The organism is Bacillus sp. G402 (assembly GCF_051172515.1).
In the GTDB taxonomy this organism is placed as follows: domain Bacteria; phylum Bacillota; class Bacilli; order Bacillales; family Bacillaceae; genus Bacillus; species Bacillus altitudinis.
The window spans coordinates 760450-782175 of record NZ_JBPIZC010000002.1; the positions used below are offsets into that span (position 1 = coordinate 760450).

The 21726-nt window shown below is 43.9% G+C and carries 20 protein-coding genes; 1 reads left to right on the forward strand and 19 read right to left on the reverse strand.

Features of this window, described 5'->3' with window-relative positions:
* Positions 1–78 precede the first annotated feature (78 nt).
* From ACSBQP_RS12525 to sigY, 8 genes are all read right to left on the reverse strand, one after another.
* The gene (locus tag ACSBQP_RS12525; RefSeq protein ID WP_108611093.1) at positions 79–2022 is read right to left on the reverse strand and encodes a BglG family transcription antiterminator; all 1944 of its coding nucleotides are present in this window, start codon (positions 2020–2022) and stop codon (positions 79–81) included.
* Between the two features lie 242 nt (positions 2023–2264).
* Positions 2265–2879, reverse strand: a complete 615-nt coding sequence (locus ACSBQP_RS12530) for a class F sortase (RefSeq protein ID WP_017368312.1) — start codon at positions 2877–2879, stop codon at positions 2265–2267.
* 68 nt (positions 2880–2947) lie between these two features.
* Positions 2948–4330 (reverse strand): hypothetical protein, encoded by a 1383-nt coding sequence (locus ACSBQP_RS12535; RefSeq protein WP_048002463.1) that lies wholly within the window; start codon positions 4328–4330, stop codon positions 2948–2950.
* Positions 4331–4441: 111 nt separating this feature from the next.
* Positions 4442–4555 (reverse strand): hypothetical protein, encoded by a 114-nt coding sequence (locus tag ACSBQP_RS12540; RefSeq protein ID WP_008345567.1) that lies wholly within the window; start codon positions 4553–4555, stop codon positions 4442–4444.
* A gap of 83 nt (positions 4556–4638) precedes the next feature.
* Entirely contained in the window at positions 4639–6009 is a 1371-nt protein-coding gene (gdhA, locus tag ACSBQP_RS12545) for an NADP-specific glutamate dehydrogenase (RefSeq protein WP_017358690.1), read from the reverse strand.
* Positions 6010–6317: 308 nt separating this feature from the next.
* The gene (locus ACSBQP_RS12550) at positions 6318–6530 is read right to left on the reverse strand and encodes a hypothetical protein (protein WP_008345569.1); all 213 of its coding nucleotides are present in this window, start codon (positions 6528–6530) and stop codon (positions 6318–6320) included.
* Positions 6527–6838, reverse strand: a complete 312-nt coding sequence (locus ACSBQP_RS12555; protein WP_035702515.1) for a YxlC family protein — start codon at positions 6836–6838, stop codon at positions 6527–6529. Before ACSBQP_RS12555 ends, ACSBQP_RS12550 begins: the two co-directional genes overlap by 4 nt.
* The gene (sigY, locus tag ACSBQP_RS12560; RefSeq protein ID WP_213407080.1) at positions 6838–7368 is read right to left on the reverse strand and encodes an RNA polymerase sigma factor SigY; all 531 of its coding nucleotides are present in this window, start codon (positions 7366–7368) and stop codon (positions 6838–6840) included. The genes ACSBQP_RS12555 and sigY overlap by 1 nt, the downstream gene beginning before the upstream one ends.
* A 489-nt stretch (positions 7369–7857) precedes the next feature.
* On the opposite strand from sigY, the gene ACSBQP_RS12565 reads away from it, so the two are divergent.
* Complete coding sequence (locus ACSBQP_RS12565; protein WP_435028457.1) at positions 7858–8889, forward strand: pectate lyase family protein; 1032 nt, start codon at positions 7858–7860, stop codon at positions 8887–8889.
* Between the two features lie 57 nt (positions 8890–8946).
* Here ACSBQP_RS12565 and cydC read toward each other — a convergent pair whose 3' ends face one another.
* The 11 genes from cydC to isdE all read right to left on the reverse strand — a co-directional run bounded on the left by cydC (position 8947) and on the right by isdE (position 21687).
* Positions 8947–10683 (reverse strand): thiol reductant ABC exporter subunit CydC, encoded by a 1737-nt coding sequence (gene cydC, locus ACSBQP_RS12570; protein WP_035702518.1) that lies wholly within the window; start codon positions 10681–10683, stop codon positions 8947–8949.
* Positions 10673–12409, reverse strand: coding sequence for a thiol reductant ABC exporter subunit CydD (gene cydD, locus ACSBQP_RS12575; protein WP_435028458.1), 1737 nt, complete (start codon positions 12407–12409; stop codon positions 10673–10675). Before cydD ends, cydC begins: the two co-directional genes overlap by 11 nt.
* Complete coding sequence (gene cydB, locus ACSBQP_RS12580) at positions 12409–13425, reverse strand: cytochrome d ubiquinol oxidase subunit II (RefSeq protein WP_203085398.1); 1017 nt, start codon at positions 13423–13425, stop codon at positions 12409–12411. The genes cydD and cydB overlap by 1 nt, the downstream gene beginning before the upstream one ends.
* Positions 13412–14827, reverse strand: a complete 1416-nt coding sequence (locus ACSBQP_RS12585) for a cytochrome ubiquinol oxidase subunit I (RefSeq protein WP_008345582.1) — start codon at positions 14825–14827, stop codon at positions 13412–13414. The genes cydB and ACSBQP_RS12585 overlap by 14 nt, the downstream gene beginning before the upstream one ends.
* Positions 14828–15156: 329 nt before the next feature.
* Positions 15157–16278, reverse strand: coding sequence for a heme oxygenase (gene isdG, locus ACSBQP_RS12590; protein ID WP_046526783.1), 1122 nt, complete (start codon positions 16276–16278; stop codon positions 15157–15159).
* 1 nt (position 16279) lies between these two features.
* On the reverse strand, positions 16280–17293 hold the full coding sequence (locus tag ACSBQP_RS12595; RefSeq protein ID WP_099496941.1) for a FecCD family ABC transporter permease: 1014 nt from the start codon (positions 17291–17293) through the stop codon (positions 16280–16282).
* Complete coding sequence (locus tag ACSBQP_RS12600; protein ID WP_058337093.1) at positions 17290–18228, reverse strand: ABC transporter substrate-binding protein; 939 nt, start codon at positions 18226–18228, stop codon at positions 17290–17292. The genes ACSBQP_RS12595 and ACSBQP_RS12600 overlap by 4 nt, the downstream gene beginning before the upstream one ends.
* 18 nt (positions 18229–18246) lie before the next feature.
* A complete protein-coding gene (srtB, locus tag ACSBQP_RS12605; protein WP_052320544.1) occupies positions 18247–18996 on the reverse strand; it encodes a class B sortase in 750 nt (249 codons plus the stop codon).
* A gap of 26 nt (positions 18997–19022) precedes the next feature.
* On the reverse strand, positions 19023–19793 hold the full coding sequence (locus ACSBQP_RS12610; RefSeq protein ID WP_024719523.1) for an ABC transporter ATP-binding protein: 771 nt from the start codon (positions 19791–19793) through the stop codon (positions 19023–19025).
* Positions 19780–20766 carry a FecCD family ABC transporter permease gene (locus tag ACSBQP_RS12615; protein ID WP_017368325.1) on the reverse strand — a complete coding sequence of 329 codons (987 nt, stop codon included), beginning with the start codon at positions 20764–20766 and terminating at the stop codon, positions 19780–19782. Before ACSBQP_RS12615 ends, ACSBQP_RS12610 begins: the two co-directional genes overlap by 14 nt.
* 33 nt (positions 20767–20799) lie before the next feature.
* Positions 20800–21687: a heme ABC transporter substrate-binding protein IsdE gene (gene isdE / locus ACSBQP_RS12620; protein WP_035702532.1), complete on the reverse strand. Its 888-nt coding sequence runs from the start codon at positions 21685–21687 to the stop codon at positions 20800–20802.
* Positions 21688–21726: the final 39 nt, after the last annotated feature.

Sequence of the window (21726 nt, forward strand, 5' to 3'; positions counted from 1 at the left end):
TTCATCATATTATGAAACCGCTTTCATAAACACCCATACTTTTTCCTTTAGGAAGCGGAAAAAGTTAATATCACACCATTAGTTCTTGTACGAAGGCGCTTTTTTATCCATGACATCCAGCATGTCTTCAAAGGTGTCACAGGTGATGAGGTGCTGAATAAATTTCACATGATGGACAAGCTCTCCAAGCAGACGGTACATGCCTTTTAAGTCTTTGGCGTTCTCCTTTTCGACACAAAGCAAGCACACAAATTGAACTTTTTTCTCTCCCCAAATGATCGGTTTTTCTAATGTACAGATCGCCCAAAACGTCTCTTCTGTTAGCGGGGTCATCGGATGCGGAATCGCTGTATAATGCCCAAATGAAGTCGGTGCAGACTCTTCTCTTTCCATCACAGATTGTGTAAGTTCTGCTGGCGCTAAGCCCATGTCAATGACCTTTTGCGTGAGAAAGTGTATGACCTCTTCCTTTGTTTGAAAGGCGCGTTTTGTAAAGACCAATTCCTTTTTCATATATTGCGTGGCTAATGTCACTCTTGTTTCACTTGTCAAAGCTTCTTCTATTTTTAAAAAATCACTGCCTCCTAAAATCGTGTTCACTTGAATGACCGGAATCGGTAAATCCATATGAATGGGAATGGTTGTAATAATTAAATCCAATGCATGTAAAGAGACATGCGGAAGCGAATAAAGCTCTGCTGTGCCTAAAATGGTCAGCTTTGACCCAAATTGTGACCGCAAACGATCTTGAAGTAGCCTTGCACTCCCTGCACCAGACGCACAGACAATCAGGCATCGCTTCGGTGGTATCTCCATTTTCCTGCGCTCTAAGGCCGCACCAAAATGAAGTGCCATATAGCCGATCTCATTTTCATGAATGGACAAACCTGTCTCTTCTTCAATGACCCTGCTCGCCACAATCCCTGCTTCAAAGGCAATTGGATAGCCCGCTTTGATCTCATCAAGCATTGGATTTCTTAAATTCATTCCATACTTACACCGATTGATCGCCGGCTTTAAGTGCAAACTGAGGCCAATCAGCAATTCCGCATCTCCCGCTAAATCCAGCTGCAATTTTTGATCAATGGCTTTCAGCATCAGCTGAACAAGACGGCTCGTGTCATCATCCACAATTTGTTTTTGACCGCCCGTTGAAAAAGACTGTACCATTTTGGCTGTTCCTAGCAAATGAATGGCGATATAAACGATTTCCTCTTGAGGAAATGAGACATCTAGCAGCCCTTCAAGACGCTCAACCATTTTTTTGGCTACCTTGTATTCTTTTGCCCTTGGGATTTCGTTGATTTCTTCAGGCAGCACAGATACATAGTTTCCGTGTCTAATCCGTTTACAGGCAATAGCAATATGAACAATTAAATTATTCATGCAAATGTCTGATAGATTCATTTTTTCCTCGTTGATATAATCAATCATGGTTCTCTGAATCAATTCCAGCTCCTGTTTTGGCAAAATCGTAACCGCCGTGTTCAGCAATGTTTGATAGGAACGCCGTTCATTGAATAAATATTCTGACATGCAATAACGGATTTTCATCTCAGATCCTTTAATCCGGCAGCCTTTATTCGGCTTTGCTTCCAGCTTCAGATCAAAGGGTTCGAGCTTACGTTTGACCCATTTCATGTCATTACTCATCGTCGATTTACTAATAAACAGCTGCTCCTGTAAGTCTTCCAGCTTCACATATGATTCCGCTAGAAGCAGCTTTTTCAAAATAAATCGAACTCGCTCTTCTGGAAGAACAGCAAGCGGTTCTTCCTGTTCGACTTCTTCCTTCATAAAACGGCGAAAGGCATTCTCATCGTTGATCAACAGCTCATAGCCAGCGCCCCTAACAGCTGATACAGCTGCTTGATAAGGGGCTAGACGCTCATTCAGTTCCTTGATGTCTGTTCGGATGGTGCGGCTTGTCACTTGTAAACTGACAGAAAGCGCAGCGCTCGTGAGAGGAGTCTCAGCTGCCATCAGCTGACTTAAAATGTGCGCCAGTCTTTTACTCAGCATTAGGTCGGCCTCCTTCATTTAGGGTGGAAAATCTGCCTTGTTTGGACAGGTTGTATACGCTTACAGTTCTCTTCATTACTCATATTCTACTGAAAAGAAATAAAAATTGCCAACTCATTTATATGACAAACGCCCCTATTTATACATCCAACCATATCTAATGACCTATGAATCTTCTTCTAAGATGCTGTTGTGGAAATCATGAAAAAAAGGCGTTACACCTCCGTGTATCCGCCTTTTTCTTATGAGGAAATCAGTTGTGTAAAGACAACCAATCTTTTTTCATGTGTACCGGCTGCATGATCAAAAGTTCCCGTACATGTGATGAAATTGAGATTCCGTGTAAAGGCGTACCCGAAAAAAGCATTTGGTTTCTCTTCGCGCGGATAGCTTTTCACCTTGAGAACCTCAAAGGTTCGCTTTTCCCCTGACGAGGATGTCACAATGACTTTGTCTCCCTTTTTTAGCTCCTTTAATCGATAAAAAACAGCTGGACCCCATTTATTATCAACATGACCATTTATGACAGCATTCCCTTTATCACCAGGCTTCGGACCATCTTCAAACCAAGCCGTGTGATCTGTATTTTGCGGAACACCCATACTGCCATCCTTTGATAAAGTCGTTTTCTCCACTTTTGCTTGGACATCAATCGCTGGAATGGAGATGTCAGCGGGGACAATACCCGATGGCTCATCTTTTAACGTGTCGTGTGAATGAGATGGATTCTTGGCTTGTTTTGCTGTCATTGGCTCAGGAGATGATGCAGTTTCAGAGGATGACTTTTCATCTATTGATTGGGATGCGCAGCCCGTGATGATGAGAAGCGTAAGAATACTAAACAGCCATCTTTTCACGCAAGTCGACCTCCTTTTGAAGAAAGGAACGGCACGATTGTGCACGTTCCCTCTTGTCTTGATATTGTTTAATTTGATGGTTTACGGCGAATGAGGAAGAACGCCCCCACTGCACCTCCGGCTAAGATGAGACTTGCCATCATCCCAGCAAATGCTTCATATGACATACCTAATGGACCGGCTGTGCCTCCCATACCTGTTTTCGGCATCTCATTTGGCATGTTGGATTTGAATAATTCAGGATGCTGATCGACAATAGCTGATGCGACATCTTGACCAACCATGAACATATGGCCGTATGCTTCTCTGACAGTCGGGTACAGCTGATCATATTCGCCATTGTGATAAGACGTGTACGTTTTGATGAGCTCATCAATATGGGTTTTCAACCCGGCTTCTAAGTCAGCCGCCTTCAAGCGGCCATCTGTCGCTTGATCTAAAAATTTTGCTTGTTTCATACGGTAAGCATCTAAATCTTTAACAGCCTTCTCTTTTGCTTGCTCGTCTCCTGATGCATCCGCTTTAACATAATCAACTAAATATCCGATATGACTTGACCAGATCGTTTTAAATTGTTTTCCTGCATCTTTTCCATAAACAGAAGCGATCGCATCTGATAGATCATTCGTGTTTTCATTTAACGCTGCTGCCGCTTGGTCAAAGTCCTTGCTGCCATCATTCCCTTTTTGCATAGCCACTACCGCGAGTGCCAAATGCTCTGAGAACAAGTAGTTTAAATCCTCACGAAGATCTGCGGCTGGAGTATCGACTGATTTTTGATCAAATTTCCCAGGAAATTGATCTGTAATCGCCCATGATACACCTTTACCTACTTCAAACATATGATGAATGGATTTTCTGACCGTTTCATAGGTTGTATCAAAATCCTTTTCTGTGTAACTATCAAAAGCTTTTAGCAGTTCATTGACGTGCATTTTTAAACCTTCTTCAAGTTCACTTGCTTTCAATCTTCCATCCGTTGCTTTATCAAGCATATCAGCTTGTTTCATGCGGTATTGATCAAGCTCTTTGACCGCTTTCTTTTTACCTGCTTCATCTTTTTTCGCTGTTGCTTGTACATAATCAACAAAGTAACCGATATGGCTTGACCAAATCTCTTTGAATTGTTTCCCTGCTTTTTTTCCATACACAGAGGCGATCGCATCTGATAGATCATTCGTGTTTTCATTTAACGCTGCTGCTGCTTGGTCAAAATCTTTACTGCCATCAATTCCTTTTTGCATCGTGATCACTGCTAAATAAGCATGCTCTGAGAACAGCTGATCAAGCGCTGCGCGAAGATCCGTTGCTTTATTTGACACCTCTTGTGATGATGACGACTTTTTTGCATCCCCATGCATATGTCCTTCGTGTGCACTTGCCATTTGAGCAGTTGGTAATAATAATGCTGCACTAAGCGGGATCGTTAAAAATGCTTTTTTCATTTTCATCTGTTTTGCCTCCTCTTTCCGTTTGTTATGTACTTAACGGAGAGAGAAGTGAAATGGATCATTCCCACAGCATATTTTTTTGTTTCATTCATTTCATAAAAAAAAGCCGGATTACCCGGCTGATACGTTACGACTTTTGGATGCTTTTCGTTCTTTGTATATTTTCCTCACCACTGGATAAATCACTGGTGCCCATTTGACAATTTGTTTCAGCCACTTTTTCATTTTCTCCCGCGCCTCCTTATTGTCATTCTTACAAGACAATTCCCGATCTTGTCATGAAATAAACAGGTGCGGGAGAGCAGGAGTTAAATGACGCCTTGTGCGATCATGGCATCTGCCACTTTGCGAAATCCTGCAATATTTGCGCCTACCATTAAGTTTCCAGAGTGTCCGTATTCTTCAGCAGTCTCGGTACACTGACGATAAATCGACTGCATCATTTGTTTCAACTGACCATCTACTTCTTCAAAAGTCCAAGACATTCTCGCACTGTTTTGCGCCATTTCTAACGCCGAAACACCCACTCCGCCAGCATTTGCCGCTTTTGCTGGTGCAAACAAAATATCATGTTGTTCAAATACTTTGACGGCCCCAAGTGTGGACGGCATATTGGCCCCTTCTCCTACAGCGATGACACCGTTTGCCACTAGCTGCTGTGCTTGCGACTCTGAAATTTCATTTTGGGTCGCACATGGCAGCGCAATGTCACAAGGGAGAGACCAAATTTGTTCGCAATCTTCAATCAATTCAGCATGCGGGTGAATGTCTATGTAGGCACCAATTCGCTGGTTGTCGACTTCCTTCAGCTGCTTCACTGTCTCAAGTGAAATGCCTTGAGGGTCGTAAATGGCTCCGCTTGAATCACTACAAGCCACAACCTTTCCGCCTAATTCTAATACTTTTTCCATCGCATAAATCGATACATTTCCTGACCCAGACACAACAACAGATCGCCCTTCAAATTGCATTCCGTGGGCTTTTAACATTTCTTCCATAAAGTACACCAGTCCATAGCCTGTCGCTTCTTTTCTCGCTAAGCTGCCTCCAAAACCAGGACTTTTTCCTGTCAGGACACCTGCTTCATACGCACCACGCATTTTTTTGTACTGTCCGAACATATAGCCAATTTCGCGTGCACCTACCCCAATATCTCCTGCCGGTACATCTTGATCAGGTCCAATATAACGACTGAGTTCACTCATAAAACTTTGAACAAAACGCATGATTTCTCCATCAGATTTCCCTTTAGGGTCAAAATCTGATCCACCTTTCCCTCCGCCGATCGGCAAACCTGTCAGTGCGTTTTTAAAGATTTGTTCAAATCCTAAAAACTTGATTATGCTTGCATTGACCGATGGGTGAAACCGAATGCCCCCCTTATAAGGACCGATGGCACTATTAAATTGAACCCTGAATCCTCTGTTCACCTGTACTTTGCCTTCATCGTCTACCCACGGTACACGAAACATCACAAGCCGCTCAGGCTCAATTAAGCGTTCTAAGATCCCCTGTTTTTCATACTCTGGGTGTTTTGCAAAAACCGGGACGAGGGATTCCAGAATTTCTTTCACGGCTTGCTGGAATTCCGCCTCGCCTGGATTCCGTTTTTCTACATCCTCTAGCACACGGTGGATGTAGCTTTGTGCTGTTTGTGCTGCTCGATCTAAGGTCAACATGTCTCATCTGCCTCCTTGTCAATATCTCACTCTTTGGTTGTTAGATTTTCTAACGCATATTGAGATTAATTTAACACCATTTGTAAAAACTGATCAATATTGATAACAGATGAAAACGATGCCGAAATGAGATAGATCAAGCAGAATCACCTTCCGTCATGAAAATGACCCGTTCAAAAAATGACTATCGTGCTAGAAATGACGAACTGGACGTTCAACATCCCGCTTTCTTTGACACATTCATGAAACTTTCACTTTTTCTAGATGATGATCATTCAAAAAAAAGGTCAAAAGTTTTACAACGTCTTTCAATCTTTTCTGAGCTTTTCTCCTCTTTTCCGATCAGGTAAGACAACACACAGCCAATATAAAATAGAAGAAGATGGGAAGTTGATTAACCCAATGATACCCCAGAACCATTTATAACGCCCTCTTTTCTTGGCATCCATAAATAAGAGAAATCCCTGTGCAAACAGTAACGGTAATGCGCACAATAAGATGATCATTTCCGTCTGACTCATAAGGAAGACCCTCCTTTAATCTGTTGATATTCCTTGATGCCGACAACCACACAGAGTGGCACGCTCACCACTTGGAGAAGAATGAAGATGATGGGCAAATGAGTAATGGCAGCTGCAAAAAGTGTCATGATGGTCAGACTGACGAGGATGTACGCCAGCACTTCTTGTTTAAAACGTTTTTTCTCTTTTTCCTTTGCCTGCTTTAGCATCAACATCAAAGCTTGTTCACTCGGCTTTTCTACTTCGATTTGTTCATCGAGCTCCTGCAGCTCCTCTTTTAAACGATCGGCGAAACGATCTTCTTTCATCAGTCCCACTCCTTTCGAATTTTCTTGATCCCATGATGAACCCTCGATTTCACCGTACCTTCTCTCACCTCGAGCATCGAAGCGATTTCAGGGTAAGTAAAGCCATAATAGTAATGGAGAAGGATCGGTACTCTCTCCTGAGCCTTTAACTCATTTAAAGCATCCCACATGTCATGCCAAGTATGGCCTTTTTGCTGAACATCCCATTTGAACCGGCGGATGGCTTCTTGATTCGCCTTCCCTTCTCTCGTTTGTTCACGTTTTCTTTTCTTTTGATGATCTAAAAATTGTCTAGATGCAATGGACATGAGCCATGTTGAAAATAATGAATCTCCTCTAAAAGAAGAAAGTTTCATGTACGCTTTGAGCATCGTTTCTTGCATGATCTCCTCTGTCAGCTCTTGTTGAAGGGTCAATTTCATCAAATAACGGTAAAGAAACGAATAATGATGCCGATAAAGGGCGGTAAATGCGGCATCATCCCCCTGTTTTGCCCGCTTAATCCATAAAGTCTCCTCGGTCTGCTCCAAACACGTCCCTCCTTCCTTTCTATCTCTTATTGATTAGACGACACCAGTGATCGCATCGTTTAAAATAGACCTTCTTTTTTTTAATTGGAGCCTTGTCTACCTGTTGTTTAGCGCACGGATCTATTTGATATCCAATTTTTTCTTATGTAATGATTATGACATGTCTTTGTCTCTAACAAAATGACGCTTTCGTAATCATCTTGATTTTCCTTCAAATGGGGAACGTCCTTTTCATAATCACTAGGTTACCCCAATACCTATCGTCAATGATCCTTGTCTCATTTAGATAAATTGAAATAATCATTGCCTTAGTTTCCTTGAAAATCGTGGAATACTTCGTTTCAATTCTTAGCCGATGATACCTTTTTGCGTGCTATGCTCTTCCTACATTCCGAAAGAGGCGATGCTGGCAAAGGAAGGAGGAGCGGTTGAATCGCAGCTTATTTTGGAAACGTTCACATTAAAACAAAATAGAGAATGGAGATGTTCATGTTGAAGAAAAAAGTTCCAATGTTAGCTGGTGTGTTAGCGGTTGGTCTCGTGACTTCATTATTTGCGCCAAATGGGGAGGCAAAAGCAGCAACGAAATATCCAGAAAGCCCTTCGATTATGGCCAATTTTAATCAGCAAGGATTCTCCACATTAAATGGCGGTACAACAGGCGGTGAAGGCGGTAAAACGGTGACGGTGAAAACCGGAAATGAACTATTAGCTGCCCTCAAAAGCAAAGGAACAAATGAAAAATTGAAAATCGTGGTAGACGGAACGATTACTCCTTCTAATACTTCGGCCAATAAAATTGATGTGAAAGATACAAACAATGTCTCCATCGTCGGTAAAGGGACAAACGGCGAATTTAACGGGATTGGTATTAAAGTATGGCGCGCTAATAACGTCATCATCCGCAACCTCAAAATCCATCACAGCAAAATCGGTGATAAAGATGCCATCGGAATCGAAGGTGCCTCTAAAAACGTATGGGTCGACCATAATGAACTCTACAACACTTTGAACTCTGATAAAGATGACTATGATGGGTTATTCGATGTGAAAAATGACTCTGATTACATTACGTTCTCATGGAACTATGTCCATGACAGCTGGAAAACGATGCTGATGGGCAGCTCCGATAACGATAACTACAACAGAAAAATCACGTTCCACAACAACCGTTTTGAAAACTTGAACTCTCGTGTACCGTCTATGCGCTTCGGGGAAGGCCATGTGTATAACAACTATTACAAAAACATCCTAACAACAGCGATTAATTCACGTATGGGCGCAAAAATGAGAATTGAGCACAACGTATTTGAAAATACAAACAATGCCATTGGCAGCTGGGACAGCCGTCAAGTCGGTACATGGCATGTCATCAACAACTCATATATTAACAGCACAGGTAGCCTGCCAACGTCTTCAACAGGTACGTACAACCCTCCTTATAACTACTCTTTGCTTAACGTGAACAATGTGAAATCAGAAGTTGTATCAAATGCGGGTGTAGGAAAAGTAAATCCTTAAGCTCAAAAAAACGTTCGGGCAGAAATCTTCTGTCCGAACGTTCTTGTCATCCATTTTTTACACGACCGAAAATGGACGGTCCATTTCATACAGCTTTTGATAACGCAGGTTTTCTTTCAGCAAATCATGATGCTGCCCCTGCATCTCAATGCGTCCACCTTCAATAAACATCATACGATCGCATGCCTCACAGCCAGTGAGATGATGGGTGATCCAAATGACTGTTTTTCCTTTTAACACACGGAAGATTGTTTCAAGCAATTCACGCTCTGTGCGTGGATCAAGCCCAACGGTTGGTTCATCTAATACAACAATCGGTGTGTTTTGCAGCAAAATCCGAGCTAGAGCCATACGCTGCCTTTCTCCACCAGAGAAACGAACCCCTGTCTCTTGTACACCTGTGTGATAACCTTCTGGCAAAGACTCAATGTAATCGTGCAGCTGCACTTGCCGCGCGGCTTCTTTTACTTGCTCTTCTGTCGCTTCTGGAGAGCCTAAGCGAATGTTGTTTAAAACAGATGTATCGAATAAATAGGGCTGTTGATTGAGCACAGACACATAAGAGGATACCTCCTCTTGAATGCTTTGTACCGGTTTCCCCTGAATACTGACAACCCCTTGATTTGGCACGACTGCCCCTTCTAACAATTTTAAAATGGTCGATTTGCCTGCACCGCTTTTTCCTAAAAGAGCGAGCGATTCACCTTGCTTCAGTGAAAACGAAAAATGCTTTAGTACATGTTTATTGACTTCATATCCGAAGGTGACTTGATCAAAACAGACCGCTTCAACGCCATCAGAGACGGGTGTCTCGTCTGCTGCCTCCCTCTCCACTAATCCTTCATACGACTGCTCTTCATAATGATTTAATCTGCTGACGGCATGCTGATAAACAGGAATATCACCTGCTGCATCTGACAGCGGAAGAAAAGCTTCTGTTAATGGAAACAGCACAAGCACAAAGGCTGCGATGAGCGTGTGCGGCATAGAACCAGCCTGAACGACTGAGCCGCTCCAATACACGACAAAGACGACTGCTCCTCCAATGACTAGCTGTGCTAAAAATTGGCGCAGACGGATAAACCGATGCTTTGCCGCTTCGAGTGCTAATAGCTTTGCTTCTTTTCGTTCATAGCCTTCAACAAAATCGTTCTGTCTGCCGCTAAACAACCAGTCACTCACGCCCATGACGGCATCTGTTAAATGGCTGTACAGTTCATTTCTGCCTTTCTTCATTTGAATTTGTCGTGCCCGGTTCACAAGTACTGTGATGTATGGGAATACAAATACGAGCAGCGCCATATAAAGCAGCATCAATCCGGCAAAAGGCCATGAAAAAAGCCCAAGTGCTCCAATCGAAGCGGCATATAAAAGCAGCGCACCGATGGATGGAAAAATTGTTTTTAAATACGCATCCTGTAATCTCTCCACATCTTCTGATAACAGCCCAAGCATTTCACCTGTTCCAAGCTTCGTCTGTTTGGCACTTCGTTCAGCCATATCATAAAGACGTACCCGCATTTTTTCAATCATCGTCAAAATGAGTTGATGACTCGCCAGTCTCTCTGCATAACGAGCCGCTGAGCGTGAAATACCAAAGGTACGTACTGCCACGATTGGGACATAGACCATCAAGATATTCTCAGGTCTTGTGGCAGCTTTTGAAATGAGGAACCCTGACGTATACATGAGCATAGAAGCAGAAAACACCGCAATCGCCCCTAAAAAAAGCACCAAGGCAAACAGCTTTTGATTCTCCTTGATATAAGGTATAAACCAGCCTTTACTGACCATGTGTGACCGCCCCCATTTGTTCCTGTACCAATTGATAGTACACACCTTTTCTTTCCATTAATGATTCATGAGTCCCCATCTCTGCAATCGTCCCATGATCCATCACAATGATTTCATCCATATCCGTCATCCAATGAAGTCTGTGTGTGGCTAAAAACACAAGTTTATTTTCAAACAATGGAAGCATTGTTTTCTTTAATTCATACTCTGTCTCAATATCCAGATGAGCCGTTGGTTCATCTAACAGCATAATGGATCGCTGGCCGAGCACTGTGCGAGCGAGTGCAATCCGCTGCGCTTGTCCGCCGCTCAGTCCTCTGCCCTGTTCGCCAATGACCTCATCCAGTCCATTGGGGAGTTCCGCTACGAGCTGAGACAAACCTGCCTCTTCCACCGCTCTTTCGACGTCTTCATCGGTTGCATTCGGTTCATAAAAACGAATATTTTCTCTCAGTGTCATGTGAAATAAATAAGGATGCTGCGGCATATAAACGACTTCTTTTTGCCATGCCGCCAGCTGTAAATGAGCAAGCGGCTTTCCGTTTAGGATGATTTCACCTGCAGACGGTTCAACAAAACCGCCGAGAACATCCGTTAACGTCGATTTCCCCGAACCACTGGCACCGATGATCCCAATTTTTTTCTTTCCTTTCACAGTGAGGTCCACATCCTGAATCGAATATGGTGCATGCTCATCATGCAAGACACTGACATCTTGCAGTGTGAGCTCAGATTGCTCATTCCACTCGTTCAGCTGCACGGATTGTGTCTCCTGCTCTCGGAAGCCCTTTTCCTCTAAAATCACTTGAATCGCCTCATTCGCTTCTTTACCGTTTAACGTCGCATGATAATCATTCCCCACTTCACGGACTGGCAAAAAATATTCTGGCGCAAGCATTAGTGCGGTCAAAGCGGGCAATAACAAAAGATCTCCTTCAATTAAGCGCAAGCCGAGAAATACAGCGACAGTCGCAATGGACAGCATAGAAAAGAAATCGAGAGCAAAAGAAGAAAGAAAGGCGACTTTCAGTGTGCTCATCGTCGCCTTTCGATAACGCTTTGAGACCTCTCCAATATTGCGAGAATGCTTTTTGCTAATCCCTAAGTAGCGAAGCGTTTCAAGGCCACGGAGAGAATCAGTAAAATGATTGGATAATTTCTCATACGATCTCCATTGTTTGGCCGCTTTACGCTGAGCGACAAGTCCTAGCAAAATCATAAAAACAATTAAAATTGGCAGCGTGACAATGAGAATGACAGCAGATGTTTCATCTAATGTCCAAACATAGACAAGCACCATCACCGGAATAACTGCCATGTTCACCATTTTCGGCAAAAACAGCTGTAAATACTGACGATATTGGGCAATGCCCTCCATCGCCAATGTCACAAGCTTTCCTGTTCCTTTTTTCTTCGTGAAAGCTGGCCCTAAACGGAAAAGCTGGTCCAACAGCTGCTTTCTGACGTCTGCTCCAATTCGGGAAGAATAGGTGAACATGACCTTCTCCCGCATCAAGGTGAGACCGTGCCGCACCAGAAAGGCAGCAAGAAACAGCAAGACATAAGGTGTTGCCTGTATGAGGCTCTTCCCGTCAAACAGCGTTGTTATGGCATGTGCCAACCACTTTGCTTGAAAAATAATACTTGCTCCTTGGATGATTGACACAATACCTAAGAGGGCAAGAAGCCCCCTCATTCCTTTTAGTTGAAGCAAACGTTTATCCATTAGTAGGTCATTGGCTCCTTACCGCTTACACGTTTACGGAAGACATAGTAGCTCCAGATTTGATACCCAAGCACAAAAGGCAGCAAAGAAATGGCAACAATCGTCATGACCGTCAGTGAATAAGATCCTGATGCAGCGTTTTGAATGGTGAGGTCGAATGCATGGTTGATCGAACTAATCATGACACGCGGGAATAATGCTGTGAAAAGCATGGTCACCGTCACCATAATACCTGCACCTGTGAATAAAAATGTCCATCCATCACGCTCTTTTCTCATAAAGAATAGAGCCGCTACATAACAAACCACAATGAGTACAGTTAAAGGGATCGTAATGATCGGACGCACGGTATAAATGTCTGTTTCAAGAATAGACACACCAACAAATAGAACAAGAACTGGTAGTGCAATCAATAAAACACGCTGGCCGAGCTTTCTTGCACGATTTCTTAAATCACCCTCAGTGCGGAGTGTGACGAAAATCAATCCATGCAGGAGGCAAAGAGCCGTCACGGCTACCCCGCCGATCACTGAATAAAGATTCACAAAGTCTGTAAATCCAGCGTACATATTCATGCTCTGATCAATGGGCATTCCTCGTAAAATACTTGTGAATAGCACGCCGAGTAAAAATGGCGGAAGCAGGCTACCAAAGAAGATCACCCAGTCCCACGTTTTGATCCATGAAGCCTTCTCGACCTTCCCTCTAAATTCAAAGGCGACCCCCCGCCCAATGAGCGCTAATAAAAGAACTGCAAACGGAATATAGTATCCGCTGAACATCGTAGCGTACCAGTGAGGAAAAGCGGCGAAAATAGCCCCACCAGCTGTAATCAGCCAGACCTCATTCGCATCCCAGAAAGGGCCAATCGTATTGATTAAAATGCGGCGCTCATGTGCATCTTTTCCAAGAAGCTGCATGGACATCCCGACACCAAAATCAAATCCTTCTAAGAAGAAAAATCCAACAAACAATACTGCGACAAGAATAAACCAAATCTCGTTAAGATATGCCATGATATGCGCCTCCATCAAATGGATCTGTAGACAGGTCCGTTTCATCCTTTTGATCTGTATTCTCTTCAGAATGTGCACCTTTTTTGATTTCTCGAATGAATAAGTAGGCAAGCACGATGGCAAGAATCAGATAAATGGTCGTAAAGCTAATGACTGAGAATAGCAACATGCCGTACGATACGTTTGGTGAAATGGATTGTGCGGTTGTCATCATACCAAAGACTGTCCACGGCTGACGCCCAATTTCCGTCATGATCCAGCCCGCTGAGTTTGCAATAAACGGGAACGCAATCATCCATACCATGAAGCGTAAATACCATTTGTTTGATTCTAGTTTTTTTCTAAAGCTCAAATACAAACCAATCATACTAGCAAAAATCATCAACATGCCGGCACCTACCATGATTCTAAAGCTCCAGAAGGTTGTTTTGACTGGAGGAATGTAATCTCCAGGACCAAACTTGGCTTCATATTCTTTTTGAAGGGTCAGCATGCCTGGCACATCTCCACTAAACTTCGAATAAGCCAAGTAACTTAAAGCAAACGGAATATTGATCTCCGCAGAGTTTTCTTTTTTATCTGTGTCAATGTTAGCAAATAGTGTCCAAGCCGCTGGATCTCCACTATCCTTCCAAAGGGCTTCACTTGCTGCCATCTTCATCGGCTGTGATTCCATTAAGTGCTTCGCTTGATCATGTCCAGAGAACGCCACACCTAAGCCAGAAATGAAAGCAAGCACCATGGCAATCTGGAAAGATTTTTTGAAAAAGGTCACTTCTTGTTTTTTGATCATTTTATAGGCACTGACACCCGCGATAAAGAAAGCACCGGTTGCCAATGCACCAAACAGAACGTGCGGGAACTCCACCCAAAGTTGCGGATTTGTCACGAGCGCCCCAAAGTCATTCATTTCTGCACGGCCATTTTTAATCACAAATCCAACTGGCTCCTGCATAAATGAGTTGGCGAGTAAAATCCAAAACGCCGAAAAGATCGTACCAAGAGAAACAAGCCAAATACATAACAAATGAATTTTTTTCGGCAGACGGTCCCAGCCGAATATCCAAAGGCCAATAAAGGTCGATTCAAGGAAAAAGGCCAATAGCGCTTCAATGGCAAGCGGTGCACCAAAGACATCACCGACAAACCTTGAATAATCAGACCAGTTCATCCCAAACTGGAATTCTTGCAGAATCCCTGTCACCACACCTACTGCAAAGTTAATTAAGAAAAGGTGACCCCAAAATTTCGCCATCTTTTTATAAATCTCTTTTTTCTTGACGACATAAAGGGTTTGCATCAATGCAACGATAAATACCAAACCTATAGACATAGGAACAAAAATAAAATGAAATAATGTCGTTGAGGCAAATTGAAATCTTGCTAAAAACAGCTCACTCACAGCCTTACATCCTCCCTTACTTTCGCATGCCGAATGATTCGAGATATTTATGCTCACCATTTCACAAAAAGTTCACTATTTGTTCAATGATTCACAAGCGGAAGTCCATTTGATATAGTTCACTCGGTGAAATTTTACTCTTGATTTTCATTCGGTTAGTTATTTATACCTGTACTTTACACCCATGCGCTTCAAAAATAAAGTAAATTTTACCTAAAATTTGGATAGGATTGTGTCAGTTGTTTGAATACTTTGTCAAAAATATGTGACGGAAAGAGACAATCACAAAAAAAATAGCGCTGCTTCTTCGCTGCAGCGCTTTTGAATATTTAGGCTTTTTTCTGTAAAGCGGGTCTTGTCACTTGCACTTCATAGTACGTAATTTTGTTTTTTAACAGGCCTTCAGGTTTCGCCTTTCCATGAGCATGCGCATCACCAAATGCCTGAGATTTTGTCCAATTCACAAAGTCTTCTTTTCGATTCCAGCGGGTATGAATGGTCACTTCATCGTAATCAGTTGTCTGCTGAGTGACCCATACTTCCATTCCTAAAAAACCTTCCATAAATTCTACTTGCCCCTGCTTGTTAAACCGTTTAACAAGGTGGTCTGCACTGCCTTTTTCTACTCTTACTTGGTTGTTTACAATAATCATGTTTGGTTCATCTCCCTTTTGTTGTTGAATGGAGGCAATGGGGATAATGAGTGGATGCGGTCCGTCTAAGTGAACCTCCGCCTGAATCCCAAAAACCTCCTTGAAAAAGTCTTCTGTTAACACTTCATTTGGTGAGCCAATTTGATGCACCTGACCTCGCTTCATAGCAATGAGACGGTCACAATATTTTGCGGCCTGCTGCAAGTCATGGAGAACCATTAAAATGGTGATGCCATGTGTTTGATTCAGCTGTTTGAGCAGCTCCAGTAATTCAAGCTGATGCGCAATGTCTAAATAAGTGGTTGGCTCATCCAGAATGATAGTCTCTGTCTTCTGAGCCAGTGCCATTGCAATATATGCCTTTTGTCTTTCTCCGCCTGATAATGTATGGAGCATTCTGTTTTCATTGGTGCGGCTATTCGTCACCTCAAGCGCCCACTCAATCGCTTCATGATCTGACGTGGTGCTTTTTTTCCAGATGGAACGATGCGGACTGCGTCCAAGTGCGACCAGCTCACGTACTGTCATCGATGGAATGGCGGTTCTTGTTTGCATGAGAACTGCCACCTCCTTGGCGATCTCCTGTGCCGTCATCTCTTTTTGTGGGATGTCGTGAATGTAAATCATGCCGCTTTCGATTGAGGTCAGTCGTGCGGCCGCTTTGATAAAAGTCGACTTACCTGACCCATTCGGGCCAATGATTCCGGTCACACTCCCTTTAGGAACAGCTGCTGAAATGGAAGACAGCCGAAAGCCGCCTTGACTGAGACTCACGTCATCCATTGCAATGACATCCATCTTAACCCCTCCCTTTCTTTTTTAATAAATAGAGGAAGAAAGGTGCACCGATGCAGGCAAGCAAGATCCCTACAGGCAATTCAACCGGTGTAAACCAGACCCGTGCCGCTGTATCGGCAAAGACCACAAGCACGCCCCCTCCAAGCATTGAAATCGGTAGCAAATACCGGTAGTCATCTCCGATTAAAAGACGGATAAAATGGGGTACAACAAGCCCGACAAAACCGATTAAACCGCTGACACTGACAGCTGCTCCAGCTAAAAGAGCGGCCAGCGCAATGAGAAAAAATCGAGTCCGCTCTACTCGAAGGCCCAATAGCTGAGCCGATTCATCGCCAAGCAAAAGGAGATTGGACGGTTTAATGGCGAAAAAACAAAGACATAATCCAGCCAGCGCATATGGCGACACAAAGCTAAGATGATGCCAGCTCCGCCCGTTTAATCCCCCTGATAGAAAAGGCAAAACAGCCTGCACACGCTCACTGTAAAGCACCATAAACCCATTCATCACCGCACCGAGCAAGGCATTGACGGCAACACCTGCCAAGATCAATTTAAGCGGTGAAACCCCTTGATCAAATGACAGCATATACACGACAAGAGCTGCTAATAAGGCGCCCAGAAAAGCGGCTGCCGGAAGCAAATACGTGAATTGCGGAAGAACAATCATGCTGAGGACAGCAGCTAACCCGCCGCCCGCAGTCACACCAATGATTCCAGGGTCAGCCAGTGGATTTCGGACAACTCCTTGTAAAATCGCTCCTGATGCTGCGAGACAGGCCCCAACGAGAAAACCAATGAGCACACGCGGCAACCGTAAATCCATGACAATTTTTTCATGAACAGGCAGACCTGATCCCGTGAACACAGCCATTAAATCCGTCAGCGATAATTGGACAGAACCTACCGCAAGTCCTAGACAGACGCCCACACATAAAGTGAGAAACAATCCTGGTAACAGCCATTTTCGTCTTGACTGCCTTTTTTGAAAATCTAGTTCTGCATTCATCTTCATGATGACAATCGCTTCAATTTCTTCTCTAATTCATCGATCGCTCTGATGACTTCTGCGCCTGGATTTGTCCCAAATAGGTCACTTGGCAGAATCTCAACGTGTCCATTTTTGACAGCTGATACATCGTGCCACGCCGCATTTTGCTTCATTTCACTCATAAAGCCTGCTTTGACATCTTCAGGATTGCTGTGTGTCATCAGCAAAATGAGATCTGGATCGGCCTCGATTACCTTTTCTGCATTGATTTGTGCATATTGCGGAAACTTTTCGAGTGCTGGTTCATTTTCAGCAATATTCGCCCCACCAGCGATCCGCAGCAGATCACCGCTTAAAGATTGCGGAAGTGCCGCCATATATGTGCCGGGTGCACCATACACAACGAGCGTCTTTACTTTTTTCTCAGGCTGCTTCACTTGCTTGATCCGCTGATCGATTTGAGCATTGAGCGCTTTGGCCTTTTGCTGCTTTCCAAGTAAATCACCAAATAAAGTAACTTGACGCTGGATGTCCTTCACTGAGTTGGCACTTGTCAAAAGAAGCTGTGAACCAATTCCTTCTATAGTAGAGATATCCTTGCTGTTTAATGATTCATTCCCAAGCACCACATCGGGCTTTAAACTCGTGATCAGCTCGACATCAAATTGATGGGTTGTGCCAATTGATTGTACGGACTTTGCCTTTTGTAGATTGTCTGGCAATTCGGCAGTTGGCCGGCCGACAACCTGGCCACCTAAGGCATAAATGATGCTCATGTCGCCAGTTGACAATGAGACGATTCGTTCAGGTGATTCATGAAACGATAATGTTCTGCCGGCAAAATCCTGAATGTTGAGCGCACCTTGCTTGCTCCCATTCTCGGCCGGCGCCGCCTGGCTGCATCCGCCGAGGAGAAGCACGACGACGAGTCCTGCCCAAATCACATGTAAACATTTCAACCGTCTGTCTCTCCTTTTCTAGTAAACTTTCTTTAGCTTCGCCTGTACCACGAGACGTTTGTTTTTAGGTGCCAGCACATGATCACAGGTCGATAATGTGAGAATCAAGTCATCTGTGGATACGTCTGTTTTCGTTTGATAGATGGACTTCTTACGAACAGCTTGCAAGTAGTGTGCATATTCACCAAGATCCTGAAAATCAGTCTGAATATAATCAAAGTCGACTGTCGTTTCATACACAGCAAAAATCTCTGCTTCATAGCTTTGGTACAGCGTATCGTACTGAAATGTGCGATGATCTTGGAAGAAATCTTTTTTTAAATAGTTTGTGAGACCAGCAAACATAGACCCATCCCTCATCCGGTGACCGTACACCACTGTATTGGGACTTTCATGCAAGACGTCATTACGATAATCCATAAAGATACTGCCTGCCCGTGTGTCATCCCTTACATAATTACGAGTTAAATAGAATGCATTATCGTTTGACTGAACAATTGGATACTGAATCATCGTGTCCTTCATATCAATCCAACCGACAATGTCTTGATTCACCTTTCGCAAATCATCAAATGACTGACGGATTTCTCCAGGTTTTCGCTGTTTCATTCCATCCTCGTGTGTGTAAAGTGTCTGAGCCTTTGCAAGCACCTGACGATTTTGATAATAGCCAAAGAGCTCCAAGCCAATGGCAGTACCGCTATATAGAAAAACACCTAAACAGACGATCGTCAGCATTCGCTGCCCGATCCTTCTCCCTCGTTTCACACTGTCTCACCTGCTTTTTGCACAACTTATATGCCTACAGGCACGATATACATCCCTGTTTCTGCATCCTGCTTAATTGTGACGGACACATGATAAATGTGCCGCACCATCTCTTCTGTTAACACATCATTTGGCCGTCCTTCGCGAATAATTTGTCCATCTTTCATGGCGATGATGACATCACTATAGCGAATCGCCTGATTCATATCGTGCAGGACCATCACGATGGTTAATCCATGCTCGACATTGAGCTCTCGAATGAGCTCCAGAATGTCAAATTGATAATACATATCCAAATAAGTCGTCGGTTCATCTAAGAAAAGGATCGGTGTTTTTTGCGCTAAAGCCATGGCAATCCATACACGTTGTCGTTCTCCACCTGACAATGAGGCGAGAGGCACCTTTCGCTTATCCGTCAGCTTTGTACAGGACAGTGCCCACTCAATTGCTTTCTCATCCTCTTCCTTGTCACTGCCGCGCATCGTCTGGTAGGGCGTTCTCCCAAATGCCACGACTCGTTCGATCGTTAAATCGAGCGGCGCTTCATTTTGCTGATGTACGACTGCCAGCTTTCTCGCGAGTTCCCTTGGCTTGAACGCATTCAGCTCTTGTCCATCTAAATGAATCTGTCCTTTATGTGGACAATGGTTATGTGCCATCAAGGAAAGCAGCGTGGATTTGCCCGAGCCATTTGGACCGATAATGGTCGTAATTTTCCCTTTTTCGATCTTCGTGGTGACCGATTGAACAATGTCCCTCTGTCGATCATAGGAAAACGACACCTCACGAATGTCCATGCAGACGATCCCCCCTTCTTAATAAAAAGATCAGAAACGGCCCGCCAATGACAGCCATGATTGTAGAAGCAGGGATTTCATTTGGTGCCACAAGCGTTCTGCCGAGCGTATCAGCCGTCAAAATGAGCAAGGCCCCGCTTAACGCAGAAAATGGAATCAGTACCCGGTGGTCCGAACCGACGAGCCTTCTAGAGATATGGGGAATGAGCAAACCGACAAAGGCAATCACGCCCGCTACCGCAGCAGTCACCGCTGCTAATAACACCGCCGTGATTGAAATCAAAAGGCGCATTCTGGTCACACGCAATCCTAAGTTTTTCGCCGTCTTATCTTGAAGGGCAAGCAAGTTACACCATCTGCTAAAGAAAAGCGCAACCACAAGCCCAATGAGGCCATAGACACCGATTAAACGGACATCTCCCCACGTTTTCATCGTCAGATTCGACTGCCCCGACTGATTAATGGTGATATTGAAATAGCTGCAAATGGTCACAAACGCTTCTGCCATCCCTGTAAACATGGCATTGATGGCGATCCCCACCAGAATCATTCGAATCGGGCTTAAGCCGCCTTTCCAAGACAACACGTATACGAGGAAGCAGGCAATTGCCCCGCCTAAAACTGAAAATAAAGGAGAATAGAAATAAAATTGAGGAAGCGCTGTAATTGCCATTAAAGAAAAGAAGCTAGCTCCCGATGAAATACCAATAACACCGGCATCTGCTAATGGATTCCTCATCACAGACTGCAAGAGGACACCGGAGACAGATAAAGCCGCCCCTGTAAACATCGCAATGAGCATGCGGGGGATTCTTAAATCTTTAATGATTTCTACCTGTGCATGTTGACCGGTCATAAGCCCTTCCAATAATTCAATCGGTGTAACATGAATGCTCCCCGTAATGGCGGAATAAATAAATACGCCGGCTAGTAAGAGACTGACTATCAGAAATAAAATCCCTGTTTTTTTCATCTTGAACGTCCTTTTATCATTAAGATTCGCCGCTTATGACGGGTACAACATACGAGTCAATTCATCTAATGCCTCTGCTGCCTTTAAGTTGCCTGTTGTCCCGAATAAGCTTTCTTCGAGGTCGTACACCCGGTCTTGTTTGACCGCATTAAAATGTTTCCAAATATCATTTGTTTTAAATTCTTGATCAAACATTTTGACGACTTCATCCGGCATCCCATGTGCAGCTCGGAGAATGATATCTGGATTGGCTTTTTGTAAATACTCCGTATTGGATGCCAAATACTCCATTTTCTCACCTTTTACGATGTTCTTTCCTCCTGCAATACGCACAAGATCACCGATATAGGAATTCTCTGTTGCCACTAAATAACTGCCTGGTACACCAAGCAAAATGAGAACGGATGGCTTCGTCTTTCCCTTCGTTCTCTCTTGTACGTCTTTCTTTTTTTGTTCAAAATCATCCACAATGCGTTTCGCTTGTGTCTTTCTATCATATTTTTCTCCAAGCTTTGTGATGGCGTTCTCCATCTTGTCCAGGCTCTCAAGGTTGAGGTATGTCGCAGGGACAGAAGCTTGTTGAAAAGGCGTTTCTAAATCATATTGAAGGGTCGTGACAGACAGGACATCTGTCGGTTGAAGTGATTGGATGATTTCCATGTCCGGGCTCATTGGGTTACCGACTGCTGGGAGTCCTTTGTATCGAGCCGGCAAGGATTTTTGACTTGTTGGCACCCCGACAAGATCCACCTCTAGCGCATCCATGATCTCAGCAGCAGCTACAGTCGTTGCCACAATGCGGGCACTTGATGCTGCATTTTTTTTGCCTTTCGCTGCGCTTTCAGCTGATTGTGAGCAGCCTGCTAAGAAGACGCACACACATAGAGCCGTGATCAGGGTACATAACATTCGATGCTTCAAAAAACGGAAGCCTCCTTTCGAAAAAAAGGAAGTGGATGC

Excerpts from the sequence above, each read along its gene's own strand:
- cydB (WP_203085398.1), bottom strand. The coding sequence starts at position 13,425 with ATGGCATATCTTAACGAGATTTGGTTTATTCTTGTCGCAGTATTGTTT.
- ACSBQP_RS12565 (WP_435028457.1), top strand. The coding sequence starts at position 7,858 with ATGTTGAAGAAAAAAGTTCCAATGTTAGCTGGTGTGTTAGCGGTTGGT.
- gdhA (WP_017358690.1), bottom strand. The coding sequence starts at position 6,009 with ATGTTGACCTTAGATCGAGCAGCACAAACAGCACAAAGCTACATCCAC.
- ACSBQP_RS12610 (WP_024719523.1), bottom strand. The coding sequence starts at position 19,793 with ATGGACATTCGTGAGGTGTCGTTTTCCTATGATCGACAGAGGGACATT.
- ACSBQP_RS12540 (WP_008345567.1), bottom strand. The coding sequence starts at position 4,555 with ATGAAAAAGTGGCTGAAACAAATTGTCAAATGGGCACCAGTGATTTAT.
- ACSBQP_RS12525 (WP_108611093.1), bottom strand. The coding sequence starts at position 2,022 with ATGCTGAGTAAAAGACTGGCGCACATTTTAAGTCAGCTGATGGCAGCT.
- cydD (WP_435028458.1), bottom strand. The coding sequence starts at position 12,409 with ATGGATAAACGTTTGCTTCAACTAAAAGGAATGAGGGGGCTTCTTGCC.
- isdG (WP_046526783.1), bottom strand. The coding sequence starts at position 16,278 with ATGGATGTCATTGCAATGGATGACGTGAGTCTCAGTCAAGGCGGCTTT.
- ACSBQP_RS12555 (WP_035702515.1), bottom strand. The coding sequence starts at position 6,838 with ATGAAAGAAGATCGTTTCGCCGATCGTTTAAAAGAGGAGCTGCAGGAG.
- ACSBQP_RS12595 (WP_099496941.1), bottom strand. The coding sequence starts at position 17,293 with ATGAAGATGAATGCAGAACTAGATTTTCAAAAAAGGCAGTCAAGACGA.
- ACSBQP_RS12615 (WP_017368325.1), bottom strand. The coding sequence starts at position 20,766 with ATGAAAAAAACAGGGATTTTATTTCTGATAGTCAGTCTCTTACTAGCC.
- cydC (WP_035702518.1), bottom strand. The coding sequence starts at position 10,683 with ATGGTCAGTAAAGGCTGGTTTATACCTTATATCAAGGAGAATCAAAAG.
- ACSBQP_RS12535 (WP_048002463.1), bottom strand. The coding sequence starts at position 4,330 with ATGAAAATGAAAAAAGCATTTTTAACGATCCCGCTTAGTGCAGCATTA.
- ACSBQP_RS12550 (WP_008345569.1), bottom strand. The coding sequence starts at position 6,530 with ATGAGTCAGACGGAAATGATCATCTTATTGTGCGCATTACCGTTACTG.